The organism is Halopseudomonas sp. T1L2, from assembly GCF_055397385.1.
This window is the reverse complement of the sequence record NZ_AP040865.1, coordinates 1,404,947-1,417,670: the sequence shown is the minus strand read 5'-3', so window position 1 is coordinate 1,417,670 and position 12,724 is coordinate 1,404,947. Positions and strand designations below refer to the sequence as shown.

The window sequence follows — 12,724 nt, the reverse complement described above, 5'->3', positions numbered from 1 at the left end:
CGGCTCCTCAGCTCTTGATCAGCGCCTTGAAGCGCATCAGCTCGGTGAGGCGGTAACCGCGGTAGCGACCCATTGCCAGCATGAAAGCCACCAGAATCAGCAGCACAGCCGGGAAGGTGAAGACGAAGTAGGTCAGCTCCGGAATGGTCATCAGCAGATGCGCCAGCGTCGCGGCAATCAGGGTGCCTACGGCTGCCTTCAGAGACTGCGCACCACCGCGCTCTTCCCAGGTGATGGACAGGCGCTCGATGGTCATGGTCAGAATCACCATCGGGAACAGCGACACGGCCAGTGCCTTTTCCAGCCCCAGCTTGTGGCTGAACAGACTGATTGCAGCGATGACCAGCACCACGAAGGTCAGTACCACGGACAGGCGCGGCAGCATCTGCAGCTTGAGGTGTTCAAGATAGGAGCGCAGCGACAGGCCCAGGGCGGTGATCAGGGTAAACAGCGCGATACCCCAGCCCAGCTCGGTTTCACGGAAGGCGAGGGCGATCAGCACCGGCGTGAATGTGCCCAGTGTCTGCATGCCGATCAGGTTGCGCAGAATCAGAATCACCAGCACGCCGACCGGGATCATGATCATGACTTGATAAACCCGCTGGGATTGCAGCGGCAGGCCATACAGCGAGTATTCGAGCAGCGCCGATGCGCTGTTCTGGGTGGTCAGCTTGGCCAGACGCAGTGCGTTCATCTCACTGTTGCTGACAGTAAGGGTCACGTTAGCCTGACGACCGCCTTCCAGGGCCAGCAGCGGATCACTGCCGGTCCACCAGACCAGGCGGTTATCGGGAATACCCTGTTGCCCGGTTTCCGGGTGGAAATACAGCCAGCGCTCGCCGTTGTAGCTGCGCAGCCAGAGTTCAGGCGTCTGCGCTTCGGTGTTTTCCAGGCGGATGGTGTGTACCAGCTCCAGCGGGATGCGCGCGTTGGACAGCAGCAGATCGATGACCCGGGCCTTGTCCATTGCGCTGGTGCCACCGGCCAGCAGCAGCTTGACGTTATCGTCGGTGATGTCGTTGACGCGGCGAATGGTTTCGCTGATGAAGGTCTCGATATCCGCCGAGTGCTGGCGAATCGGGTTGATCAGCGCGTCAGCTGCGACCTGTTCCGGCCCTTCCAGCTGGACCGGTTGCGGTGTTGGCGGCGGCGCGGCCTTGGCCTGCTCTTCGCTGTAGCGCTTGGTCAGCACCAGACGGTAGTAGAGAGTCTGGGTGCCGCTGGCACGGCGCGAGGACCAGGTAACCCGACGGTTGCCCTTCTGGTTGTTGATGCTCACGCCGTAGTTGTTGGAGATAAAGCTCTCATTCAGGCTGACGTACTCCTGATCGAGCGGCGGAATGAAAAACTGCGCCTTGATCGGTGTGCCGGGAGCAGCGCGAAACTCTACTTTCGCATCGAGGCTCCAGATATCGTCGGTTTCATCCTCGGTAACCGGAATATCAAGGACATAGATCTGGTAACCGGTAATGAGTACGCCGAGGGCAACCAGCGTGGCGATCAGGATCTTCAGGTGCAGATTTATTGATTGCATAGTTATCTCAACAACTGTTGTAGGGCGGCCTGTCTGTATGGCACTCCGGCAGGCGCGGCAGGCTGGCGGCATCTTAGCATGCGCGCACGGCCGCTCGTAGATACCCCCGGCCCCCTTTTTTTGCGGCCTCTGGCAGACCTTTATTAAAGCCTCGGGTTCCGTCGGATTGTTGGCAGGATTCCGACGAAACCGTCAATTGAGCATAGTTCAACCCGGATAACTTTGCGGATTGTTGACAATCCGTTGTTTTGGGGCGCAAAATTCAATCCGTTTTCAACTTGGCAAACAGGATTGTAGACAATTGACTGAGGCGACCCTTGAGGGGCCTGCACAAACGCTGTCAGATGGAGCGTTCGAGCGTATCCAGGCGGCGATCGTAAAGGGCGAGATTGCCCCGGGCACCCGTATCAGCGAACAGTATCTGTCCACGACCTTTGGTATTGGTCGCGGGCCGTTGCGTGAGGCGATTCGCCGGCTTGAGGGGCGTCGTCTGGTTGTGCGCATTCCCCATGCCGGGGTGCGGGTCGTATCACTCGACTACGCTGAGCTGATTGAGCTGTATCACGTGCGTGAAGCGCTGGAGGGCATGGCCTGCCGACTGGCCGCGCAGAACATGACCGATGACGAGATTGCCGCGCTGCGCGATGTGCTTGCCATGCATGAGCAACATAGCGGGCTCAAGGCCAACAAGTCCTACTATCAGCAGGAAGGCGATCTGGATATCCACTATCTGATCGTGCAGGGCAGCAAGAACCGCACCCTGAGTCACATGCTCTGCGATGAGCTCTATCAACTGGTGCGCATGTACCGCTACCGCTTCTCGACCACCCCCAAACGGCCGAAGCAGGCCTTTGCCGAACACCACAATATTATTCAGGCCATCGCCGACCGCGATGGCGAGCTGGCGGAAATGCTGATGCGCCGTCATATCAGCGCATCACGCCGCAACATCGAGCGTCGACTGCAGGAGCAGGGCGATGCTGTCACTTCCTCAGGAGGAACAGTCTGATGTCGAAAACCCCGGGTAAACGTTTCCGCGAAGCACTTGCTGCCGAAAGTCCGCTGCAGGTTATTGGTGCGATCAATGCCAACCACGCGCTGCTGGCCAAGCGTGCCGGTTTCCAGGCTATCTACCTGTCAGGTGGCGGTGTCGCTGCCGGCTCCCTGGGTCTGCCGGATCTGGGTATCAATACTCTGGAAGACGTGCTGATCGACGTGCGTCGCATCACTGACGTCTGCGACCTGCCGCTGCTGGTCGATATCGACACCGGCTTTGGCCCGAGCGCGTTCAACATCGAGCGTACCGTCAAAAGTCTGATCAAGGCCGGCGCTGCTGCTGCCCATATCGAAGACCAGGTTGGTGCCAAGCGCTGTGGTCACCGCCCGGGCAAGGAAATTGTCTCTACTGAGGAGATGGTCAACCGCATCAAGGCGGCAGTCGACGCCAGGACCGATCCGGACTTCTTCCTGATTGCCCGCACCGACGCCATTCAGGCTGAAGGTGTGGATGCGGCGATCGAACGCTGCAAGGCCTATGTTGAGGCCGGTGCTGACGGCATCTTCGCTGAAGCCGCCTATGATCTGCCCACCTACGAGCGTTTCGTTAAAGAGCTGAACGTGCCGATCCTGGCCAACATCACCGAGTTTGGTGCGACGCCGCTGTTCACCCGTGAAGAGCTGGCCTCGGTTGGCGTTGCCATTCAGCTGTACCCGCTGTCTGCCTTCCGCGCTGCCAACAAGGCTGCCGAGAATGTTTACAACGCCATTCGTACCGAAGGCCATCAGCAGAACGTGATCGACACCATGCAGACCCGTGCCGAGCTGTACGACCGCATCGGTTACCACGCGTTCGAGCAGAAGCTTGACGCCCTGTTTGCTGCCGGCAAGAAGTAAATCCCGGTATTGGCCCCGCGCAGGCGGGGCCGTCATTCATCTATAAGAACGATCCGTGAGGAGACCAACGCATGACGTCCAACACCGAGACCCCGACTTTCAAGCCGAAGAAGTCTGTTGCCCTGAGCGGCACGGCTGCCGGCAACACCGCGCTGTGCACCGTCGGCCGCAGCGGTAACGATCTGCACTACCGTGGCTACGATATCCTGGATGTCGCCACCACCTGCGAGTTCGAAGAAATCGCCCACCTGCTGGTCCACGGCAAGCTGCCGACCATCGCTGAGCTGACCGGCTACAAGGCCAAGCTGAAAGCCCTGCGCGGCCTGCCGGCTGCGGTCATGGCTGCCCTCGAGCAACTGCCGCCGTCTGCCCACCCAATGGATGTGATGCGTACCGGTGTCTCCGTTCTGGGCTGTGTGTCCCCCGAGAAGGACGATCACAACCACCCGGGTGCGCGTGATATTGCCGATAAGCTGATGGCTTCTTTTGGCTCCATGCTGCTGTACTGGTACCACTTCAGCCACAACGGCAAGCGCATCGACGTTGAGACCGATGACGACTCCATCGGCGGTCACTTCCTGCACCTGCTGCACGGTGAGAAGCCTCGTGAGTCCTGGGTGCGCGCGATGCACACCAGCCTCAACCTGTACGCCGAGCATGAGTTCAACGCCTCTACCTTTACCAGCCGTGTGATCGCCGGTACCGGCTCCGACATGCATTCCTGCATCGCCGGTGCGATTGGCGCACTGCGTGGTCCGAAGCACGGCGGCGCTAACGAAGTCGCCTTCGAGATCCAGAAGCGCTACGACAACCCGGATGAGGCTGAGGCCGACATCCGTGCCCGCGTCGAGAAGAAGGAAGTGGTCATTGGCTTCGGTCACCCGGTTTACACCGTCTCCGACCCGCGCAACAAGGTGATCAAGGAAGTGGCTCGCCAGCTGTCTGCCGAGCAGAACAACACCAAGATGTATGACATCGCCGAGCGTCTGGAAAGCGTGATGTGGGAAATCAAGAAGATGTTCCCGAACCTCGACTGGTTCAGCGCCGTGAGCTACCACATGATGGGCGTGCCCACCGCGATGTTCACCCCGCTGTTCGTGATTGCCCGTACCGCCGGCTGGTCCAGTCACGTGATCGAGCAGCGTATCGACGGCAAGATTATTCGTCCGAGCGCCAACTACGTTGGCCCAGAAGATGTGCCGTTCGTGGCACTCAAGGATCGCAAGTAAGATGAACACCCAATTCCGCAAAGCCCTGCCGGGTACCCAGCTGGATTACTTCGACGCCAAAGAGGCAGTTGAAGCGATCCAGGCCGGTGCCTGGGCCAAGCTGCCTTATACCTCTCGCGTGCTGGCCGAGCAGCTGGTACGTCGCTGCGATCCGGCGGACCTGACCGCATCGCTGGAGCAGCTGGTTTACCGCAAGCGCGATCTGGACTTCCCCTGGTATCCGGCCCGCGTTGTCTGTCACGACATTCTCGGTCAAACCGCACTGGTCGATCTGGCCGGTCTGCGTGACGCCATCGCCGAGAAGGGTGGTGACCCGTCCAAGGTCAACCCGGTGGTACCGACCCAGCTGATCGTTGACCACTCCCTGGCCGTTGAAGCGCCCGGTTTCGACCCGGATGCGTTCGAGAAGAACCGCGCCATCGAAGATCGTCGCAACGAAGACCGCTTCCACTTTATCGAGTGGACCAAGACCGCGTTCAAGAACGTCGACGTGATCCCGGCCGGTAACGGCATCATGCACCAGATCAACCTGGAGAAGATGAGCCCGGTGATTCAGGCGCGTGAAGGCGTGGCCTTCCCCGACACCTGTGTCGGTACTGACTCGCACACTCCGCACGTTGACGCCCTGGGCGTGATCGCTATCGGTGTGGGGGGGCTGGAAGCCGAAACCGTGATGTTGGGTCACCCGTCGATGATGCGCCTGCCCGATATCGTCGGTGTCGAGCTGACCGGCAAGCGTCAGCCGGGTATCACCGCGACCGACATCGTTCTGGCGCTGACCGAGTTCCTGCGCCAGGAGCGGGTGGTTGGTGCCTACGTCGAGTTCTTTGGCGAAGGTGCAGACAGCCTGACCATCGGCGACCGTGCCACGATCTCCAACATGTGCCCCGAGTACGGTGCCACTGCCTCGATGTTCTACATCGACGGCCAGACCATTGATTACCTCAAGCTGACCGGTCGCGAGCCCGAGCAGGTGGCACTGGTCGAGACCTATGCCAAGGAGCTGGGTCTGTGGAGCGATGCGCTCAAGACCGCCGAGTACGAGCGCGTGCTGCGCTTCGATCTGGGCACCGTCGTGCGTAACATGGCTGGCCCGTCAAACCCGCACCGTCGCCTGCCGACCTCGGCACTGGCCGAGCGTGGCATTTCCGACGAAGCCAAGTGGGAAGCCGGCAAGGGTGAAGAAGCCCAGGGCCTGATGCCCGATGGCGCGGTGATCATCGCCGCCATCACCAGTTGCACCAACACCTCCAACCCGCGCAACGTCGTGGCCGCCGGTCTGCTGGCCAAGAAAGCCAACGACCTGGGTCTGGTCCGCAAGCCGTGGGTGAAAACCTCCTTCGCGCCGGGTTCCAAGGTTGCCAAGCTGTACCTGGAAGAGGCCGGTCTGCTGCCGGAGCTGGAGAAGCTGGGCTTCGGCATCGTTGCCTACGCCTGCACCACCTGTAACGGTATGTCCGGTGCGCTGGATCCGAAGATCCAGCAGGAAATCATCGACCGTGACCTGTACGCCACTGCGGTGCTGTCCGGTAACCGTAACTTCGACGGCCGTATCCACCCGTACGCCAAACAGGCGTTCCTGGCGTCGCCGCCGCTGGTTGTGGCTTACGCCATCGCCGGTACCGTGCGTTTCGACATCGAGCAGGACGTGCTGGGCACCGACAAGGCCGGCAATCCGGTCACCCTGAAAGACCTGTGGCCGAGCGACGAAGAGATCGACGCCATCGTGGCCTCCAGCGTCAAGCCGGAGCAGTTCCGCCAGATCTACATCCCGATGTTCGATCTGGGCAGCGTGCAGGAAGCAGAAAGCCCGCTGTACGACTGGCGCCCGATGTCGACCTATATCCGTCGTCCGCCCTACTGGGAAGGCGCACTGGCTGGTGAGCGCACGCTCAAGGGCATGCGTCCGCTGGCGATCCTGCCGGACAATATCACCACCGATCACCTGTCGCCGTCCAACGCGATTCTGATGGACTCGGCGGCGGGTGAGTACCTGCACAAGATGGGCCTGCCGGAAGAGGACTTCAACTCCTACGCGACACACCGTGGTGACCACCTGACCGCGCAGCGCGCGACCTTCGCCAACCCGCAACTGGTCAACGAAATGGCCGTGGTGGATGGTCAGGTCAAGAAGGGCTCGCTGGCCCGCGTTGAGCCGGAAGGCCAGGTCATGCGCATGTGGGAAGCGATCGAAACCTACATGAACCGCAAGCAGAACCTGATCATCGTTGCCGGTGCCGACTACGGTCAGGGCTCGTCCCGTGACTGGGCGGCCAAGGGCGTGCGTCTGGCCGGTGTTGAAGTGATCGTGGCCGAAGGCTTCGAGCGCATTCACCGTACCAACCTGGTTGGCATGGGCGTGCTGCCGGTCGAGTTCAAGCCGGGTACTACCCGCCTGACGCTGGGCCTGGACGGTACCGAGACCTATGACATCAAGGGTGAGGTATCGCCGCGCTGCGATCTGACCCTGGTGATCAATCGCCGCAATGGTGAGGTGGTAGAGGTGCCGGTCACCTGCCGTCTGGATACCGCTGCCGATGTCAGCGTGTACAAGGCGGGTGGGGTGCTGCAGCGCTTCGCCAAGGACTTCCTTGAGTCAGAGCAAGGTTGATCCAGTACCGGGGCGCTTGCGCCCCGGTGTTCTTTTCAGGAGACGTTTTCATGGCTCATGCAGCCCAAGTCAAAATTCCCGCAACCTACATTCGTGGCGGTACCAGTAAAGGCGTGTTCTTCCGTCTGCAGGATTTGCCCGAGCGCTGCCAGGTGCCGGGTGAGGCGCGTGACAACCTGTTCATGCGCGTGATCGGCAGCCCCGATCCGTACAGTGCGCACATCGACGGCATGGGCGGCGCCACCTCGTCGACCTCCAAGTGCGTGATTCTGTCGAAAAGCAGCCAGCCCGAGCACGACGTCGATTACCTGTACGGTCAGGTCTCGATCGACAGCGCGTTTGTGGACTGGAGCGGCAACTGCGGCAACCTGTCGACTGCAGCAGGCGCCTTTGCCATTCATGCCGGCCTGGTAGATCCTGCGCGGATTCCGGATAACGGCATCTGCGTGGTCCGCATCTGGCAAGCCAATATCCAGAAGACCATCATCGCCCATGTGCCGATCACCAACGGTGAAGTGCAGGAAACCGGTGATTTCGAGCTGGATGGCGTGACCTTCCCGGCGGCTGAAATAGTGCTGGAGTTCCTTGATCCGTCCGACGATGGCGAAGAGGGCGGCTCGATGTTCCCCACCGGCAATCTGGTCGACGACCTCGAAGTGCCCGGTGTCGGTACCTTCAAGGCGACCATGATCACCGCGGGTATCCCGACCGTGTTCGTCAATGCCGAAGACATCGGCTACCAGGGCACCGAGCTGCGCGAAGACATCAACAGTGATCCGGCTCAGCTGGCGCGTTTCGAGCAGATTCGTATCGCTGGTGCGCTGCGTATGGGGTTGATCAAAACGCCGGAAGAAGCCGCCAAGCGTCAGCACACGCCAAAGATTGCCTTCGTCTCGCCGCCCAAGACCTATCAGGCTTCCAGTGGCAAGCAGATCGAGGCGTCGGATGTTGATCTGCTGGTGCGCGCCCTGTCCATGGGCAAACTGCACCACGCCATGATGGGCACCTGCGCGGTCGCCATCGGCACTGCGGCGGCGATCCCCGGTACGCTGGTCAATCTGGCTGCCGGTGGTGGCGAACGCGAAGCCGTGCGCTTTGGTCATCCGTCCGGATCGCTGCGCGTTGGTGCCGAAGCCAAACAGGTCGACGGTCAGTGGGTCGTCACCAAAGCCATCATGAGCCGCAGCGCGCGGATCCTGATGGAAGGCAGCGTCCGGGTACCCGGCGACGCGTTCTGATGTGCTGAACTCCGCCGCGTGCTAGGCTCGTTCGACTCTGGTAACGCGGTGGAGCAATTGCATGAATCTGAATCTGTCGGGCCGGCGCGCGCTGGTCTGTGGTGCAAGTCAGGGGCTGGGCGAGGCCTGCGCCCGTCAATTGGCCGAGCAGGGCGCAGAGGTGGTATTGCTGGCCCGTTCGCTCGACAAGTTGCAGTCGGTACGCGATAGCCTGGCAACCGGGCACGGTCAGCGCCACAGCGTACTGGCGGTTGACGCCCACGATCGCGCGGCGCTGACACGCGCGCTGGTCAACGAGCTGGAGCAGGGCGGAGCCATTCATATCTGGCTCAACAACACCGGTGGCCCGGCGCCCGGGCGTGCCAGTGACGCAGAACCCGACGCCTATGCCGCTGCACTTACGCAGCACATGGTGCATGCCCAGGTCATCCTTAGGCATCTGCTGCCGGGGATGCGCAGCGCCGGTTACGGGCGCATCCTCAATGTGCTGTCCACTTCGGTCAAGCAACCGCTGGCCAATCTGGGTGTATCCAACACGGTGCGGGCTGCTGTTGCCAACTGGGCCAAAACGCTGGCGTCGGAGCTGGGCGCCGATGGCATTACCGTCAATAACGTGCTGCCCGGGCTGACACAAACCCCCAGACTGGACAGCCTGATTGCCAACACTGCTGCACGCAGCGAGCGGTCGGCAGAGCAGGTTGCCAAGGCTATGGCGGCCAGCGTACCGGCAGGACGTTTTGCCGAGCCGGCCGAGTTTGCCAATGCCGTTGGCTTTCTCGCCTCGCCAGCGGCTGCCTATATCAACGGCATCAATTTGCCGGTGGATGGCGGCATGACCGGTTCGCTCTGACCGTCTGCGCGAAAACAAAGACGCCCGGCACTGGCCGGGCGTTTTTATGTCTGCGGCAGCAGTCTGCCTAGCTGTGCAGATGCTCGCAGGCGTGCAGGGTATTTTCCAGCAGGCAGGCACGGGTCATCGGGCCTACGCCGCCCGGCACCGGCGTGATCCAGCTGGCGCGCTCGGCGGCCGGGCCGAACTCCACGTCGCCAACCAGGCGGCCGTCGTCCATGCGGTTGATACCCACATCAATCACGATCGCGCCCGGTTTGATCCATTCGCCCTTTACCAGTCCGGGCTTGCCGGCGGCAACCACCACCAGGTCGGAGCGGCGAATGTGGTCTTCCAGATTCTTGGTAAAGCGGTGAGTCACAGTAGTGGTGCAGCCAGCCAGCAGCAGCTCCAGCGCCATGGGTCGGCCGACGATATTGGAGGCGCCAACGACGGTTGCGTCCATGCCGTACAGGTCGGCACCAGTGCTCTTGAGCAGGCGCACGATACCCATTGGCGTGCAGGGGCGCAGCAGTGGCATGCGCTGGGCCAGGCGGCCGATGTTATAGGGGTGGAAGCCGTCCACATCCTTGTCGGGGCGGATGCGCTCCAGTAGCTGCGAGGCCTCCAGGTGGGCCGGCAGGGGCAACTGAACCAGAATGCCGTCGATTTCCGGATCGTCGTTCAGGTGGTCGATCAGGTCGAGCAGCTCCTGCTGGCTGGTGGTCGCCGGCAGGTCATGCGAACGGGACAGGAACCCGACTTCTTCGCAATCCTTGCGCTTGTGCGAAACATAGACCTGGGAGGCCGGGTCACTGCCGACCAGAATGACAGCGAGGCCCGGCAGACGCAGGCCGTTTTGCTTGCGTTCGGCAACTTTACTGGCGATTTCCTTGCGGAGGTTGGCGGCAATCTGCTTGCCATCAATGAGTTGGGCGTTCATGGGGTTCCTGACGCAGAAAAAAGTGGCGCTATTGTGGCATGCCGGACCCCGCGGAAAAAGGGCGAGCAGGGCAGGTTGTCGGAAAACCCCGAAGACTGTGCTGAATTGTCATACGGCTATTGATGGTCAGTGCAGGGAATCAGGATAACTTCCTCATGTGATTAAATTTTTTTGTTCTGAGCGTTGACGTGGTGGGCGTCGCTAAGTATTATTCGCCCCGCTTCACAAACACAGCGACACCGGTTTGGAAGGCGACCAGGCAGCACCGGATCGGCGTCACAAGTTGATTCGGAATCTCAGTCCTAACGGGCGAAAGAATGCACAGGGCGCCCGTAGCTCAGCTGGATAGAGCATCCGCCTTCTAAGCGGATGGTCGCAGGTTCGAGTCCTGCCGGGCGTGCCATTAAGGCAAGGCTGTGTGGTCGAGAAGCATGTAGTGGTGGGCGTAGCTCAGTTGGTAGAGCACAGGATTGTGACTCCTGTTGTCGTGGGTTCGATCCCCATCGTCCACCCCACTTATTCAAGAAAATGCCAGGCTCTGCCTGGCGTTTTCGTTTGAAGCGCTGCAAAGCGGACGTGGTGAAATTGGTAGACACACCAGATTTAGGTTCTGGCGCCGCGAGGTGTGGGAGTTCGAGTCTCCCCGTCCGCACCATCTTTTAGTCGGATTGATGCATGTCCGATGGCTTCAGCAAAAACCGCCTCGCAAGGGCGGTTTTTTGGTTTCTGGCGTTCGCGGATTTCGCTCACTTCTTTTTGGCTGCTTTTATTCCCTGCTTGGGTTTTTCGTGAGTGCCGTAAGCACAGGCAAGCAGGGCCATGGTTGTGAGCGGGGTTGCGAGGGCGTCCATTGCGCAGGTCTCCTTGCGAGGGTTCGATGCCGTGAGGCGGGTCGCTTGAGCAAGGCTAGCGAGCGGTCCGTTTTTTCGGAAATGGGGCCTTGATGGTGAGTGGGCAGGCGTTGTTTGGCGCTTTGTCGTTGCGGTGATGACTTCTGCCATTCAAGCGACTAGAATGTCGTCCCTTTGGAATCTACCAATAACCATTTTCTTTGTCTGTTGAACGAGGACTATCCATGCAAGTTTCGGTTGAAACCACTTCCGGCCTCGAGCGCCGTATGACCGTAGGCATTCCTGCCGATCGTATTGAAAACGAGGTCAACAAGCGTCTGCAGCAGACCGCCAAGCGCGCCCGCGTTGATGGTTTCCGTCCTGGCAAGGTGCCGATGAGCGTTATCCGCAAGCGCTTCGGTGCTTCCGCTCATCAGGAAGTTATCGGCGAAGTGATCCAGTCCTCTTTCTACGAAGCCATCATGCAGGAAAAGCTGAACCCGGCCGGTGCGCCGAGCGTTGAGCCCAAGAGCATGGAAGCGGGCAAGGATTTCGAATACGTTGCGACCTTCGAAGTCTACCCGGAAGTCACTCTGGCCGGTTTCGAGGCTATCAGCGTTGAACGTCCCGAGTCCGAAGTGACCGAAGCTGATGTCGACACCATGCTGGAAACCCTGCGCAAGCAGAACACCCGCTTTGAAGCGGTTGAGCGTGCTGCCGAGAACGGTGATCAGGTCACTATCGACTTCGTCGGCAAGATCGACGGCGAAGCATTCCAGGGCGGCACTGCCAATGGCACCAATCTGGTTCTGGGTTCCGGCCGCATGATTCCGGGCTTTGAAGAAGGCCTGGTCGGTGCCAAGGCAGGCGACAGCCTGACCCTGAAGGTCACCTTCCCTGAGGATTATCAGAACCTGGATCTGGCCGGTAAGGCCGCCGAGTTCGAAACGACCGTTCAAGCCGTTGCTGCGCCGGCTCTGCCGGAACTGAACGACGAGTTCTTCACCCAGTTCGGTGTGAACGAAGGTGGTCTGGAAGGCTTCCGCGCCGAAGTTCGCAAGAACATGGAGCGTGAGCTGCGTCAGGCGATCAAGACCAAGGTCAAGGGCCAGGTCATGGACGGTCTGCTGAAGACCAACACCGTTGAGGTGCCGAAGGCGCTGATCAGCAACGAGATCGATCGTCTGCGCGAGCAGGCTGTTCAGCAGTTTGGCGGCGCCAACATCCAGGCCAGCCAGCTGCCGGCCGAGCTGTTCGAAGAGCAGGCCAAGCGTCGCGTCAGCCTGGGTCTGATCGTGGCTGAAGTGGTCAAGCAAAACGACATCAAGCCGGACAACGATCGCGTTCGCGCCATGGTTGAAGAGCTGGCCTCTGCTTACCAGGAGCCGGAGCAGGTCGTTAACTGGTACTACCAGAATGAGCAGCAGCTGGGTGAAATCCAGTCGGTTGTGCTGGAAGAACAAGTCGTGGATACTGTGCTGCAGAAGGCGCAAGTGACTGATAAGAAAGTCGCTTATGAAGAGGCCGTGAAGCCGGCACAACCTGCTCAGGTTGAAGCTGGTGAGGCCGAGGAAGCTAAAGCAGACGAGTAATTCGCTGCCGCTTTCCGTCAACGCA

9 protein-coding genes and 3 tRNA genes are annotated in these 12,724 nt (G+C 60.5%); 10 read left to right on the top strand and 2 right to left on the bottom strand.

The features are described from left to right. Positions 1–7: 7 nt before the first annotated feature. Positions 8–1,534, bottom strand: coding sequence for an osmotic stress tolerance membrane protein RloB (rloB, locus tag ACZ5WQ_RS06615; protein WP_228246911.1), 1,527 nt, complete (start codon positions 1,532–1,534; stop codon positions 8–10). Between the two features lie 301 nt (positions 1,535–1,835). Between rloB and ACZ5WQ_RS06610 the strand changes: the two genes are divergently transcribed. From ACZ5WQ_RS06610 to ACZ5WQ_RS06585, 6 genes are all read left to right on the top strand, one after another. Continuing rightward, on the top strand, positions 1,836–2,543 hold the full coding sequence (locus ACZ5WQ_RS06610) for a GntR family transcriptional regulator (protein ID WP_228246912.1): 708 nt from the start codon (positions 1,836–1,838) through the stop codon (positions 2,541–2,543). Beyond that, positions 2,543–3,427, top strand: coding sequence for a methylisocitrate lyase (gene prpB / locus ACZ5WQ_RS06605; RefSeq protein WP_228246913.1), 885 nt, complete (start codon positions 2,543–2,545; stop codon positions 3,425–3,427). Before ACZ5WQ_RS06610 ends, prpB begins: the two co-directional genes overlap by 1 nt. A gap of 71 nt (positions 3,428–3,498) precedes the next feature. Then, positions 3,499–4,656 (top strand): bifunctional 2-methylcitrate synthase/citrate synthase, encoded by a 1,158-nt coding sequence (prpC, locus tag ACZ5WQ_RS06600; RefSeq protein WP_088274013.1) that lies wholly within the window; start codon positions 3,499–3,501, stop codon positions 4,654–4,656. A gap of 1 nt (position 4,657) precedes the next feature. After that, positions 4,658–7,267, top strand: coding sequence for a Fe/S-dependent 2-methylisocitrate dehydratase AcnD (gene acnD / locus ACZ5WQ_RS06595; protein ID WP_464383412.1), 2,610 nt, complete (start codon positions 4,658–4,660; stop codon positions 7,265–7,267). 50 nt (positions 7,268–7,317) lie between these two features. Continuing rightward, positions 7,318–8,505, top strand: a complete 1,188-nt coding sequence (prpF, locus tag ACZ5WQ_RS06590) for a 2-methylaconitate cis-trans isomerase PrpF (protein ID WP_464383411.1) — start codon at positions 7,318–7,320, stop codon at positions 8,503–8,505. A 61-nt stretch (positions 8,506–8,566) separates the two neighbouring features. Further along, positions 8,567–9,355 (top strand): SDR family oxidoreductase, encoded by a 789-nt coding sequence (locus ACZ5WQ_RS06585; RefSeq protein WP_464383410.1) that lies wholly within the window; start codon positions 8,567–8,569, stop codon positions 9,353–9,355. 67 nt (positions 9,356–9,422) lie between these two features. Here the strand turns inward: ACZ5WQ_RS06585 and folD are convergent, their stop codons facing one another. Continuing rightward, positions 9,423–10,277 (bottom strand): bifunctional methylenetetrahydrofolate dehydrogenase/methenyltetrahydrofolate cyclohydrolase FolD, encoded by an 855-nt coding sequence (gene folD, locus ACZ5WQ_RS06580; protein ID WP_088274017.1) that lies wholly within the window; start codon positions 10,275–10,277, stop codon positions 9,423–9,425. A gap of 326 nt (positions 10,278–10,603) precedes the next feature. Here folD and ACZ5WQ_RS06575 point away from each other — a divergent pair. From ACZ5WQ_RS06575 to tig, 4 genes are all read left to right on the top strand, one after another. Beyond that, positions 10,604–10,680 (top strand) — tRNA-Arg (locus tag ACZ5WQ_RS06575). A 36-nt stretch (positions 10,681–10,716) separates the two neighbouring features. Then, positions 10,717–10,792: transfer RNA gene (locus ACZ5WQ_RS06570), tRNA-His, on the top strand. Positions 10,793–10,847: 55 nt separating this feature from the next. Further along, a tRNA-Leu gene (locus tag ACZ5WQ_RS06565) sits at positions 10,848–10,932 on the top strand. A gap of 420 nt (positions 10,933–11,352) precedes the next feature. After that, complete coding sequence (gene tig / locus ACZ5WQ_RS06560) at positions 11,353–12,699, top strand: trigger factor (RefSeq protein WP_464383409.1); 1,347 nt, start codon at positions 11,353–11,355, stop codon at positions 12,697–12,699. Positions 12,700–12,724: the final 25 nt, after the last annotated feature.

What these genes read in the sequence shown, in the direction of transcription:
- rloB (WP_228246911.1), bottom strand. Translation starts at nt 1,534, where the DNA reads ATGCAATCAATAAATCTGCACCTGAAGATCCTGATCGCCACGCTGGTT.
- folD (WP_088274017.1), bottom strand. Translation starts at nt 10,277, where the DNA reads ATGAACGCCCAACTCATTGATGGCAAGCAGATTGCCGCCAACCTCCGC.
- prpF (WP_464383411.1), top strand. Translation starts at nt 7,318, where the DNA reads ATGGCTCATGCAGCCCAAGTCAAAATTCCCGCAACCTACATTCGTGGC.
- prpB (WP_228246913.1), top strand. Translation starts at nt 2,543, where the DNA reads ATGTCGAAAACCCCGGGTAAACGTTTCCGCGAAGCACTTGCTGCCGAA.
- ACZ5WQ_RS06585 (WP_464383410.1), top strand. Translation starts at nt 8,567, where the DNA reads ATGAATCTGAATCTGTCGGGCCGGCGCGCGCTGGTCTGTGGTGCAAGT.
- tig (WP_464383409.1), top strand. Translation starts at nt 11,353, where the DNA reads ATGCAAGTTTCGGTTGAAACCACTTCCGGCCTCGAGCGCCGTATGACC.
- acnD (WP_464383412.1), top strand. Translation starts at nt 4,658, where the DNA reads ATGAACACCCAATTCCGCAAAGCCCTGCCGGGTACCCAGCTGGATTAC.
- prpC (WP_088274013.1), top strand. Translation starts at nt 3,499, where the DNA reads ATGACGTCCAACACCGAGACCCCGACTTTCAAGCCGAAGAAGTCTGTT.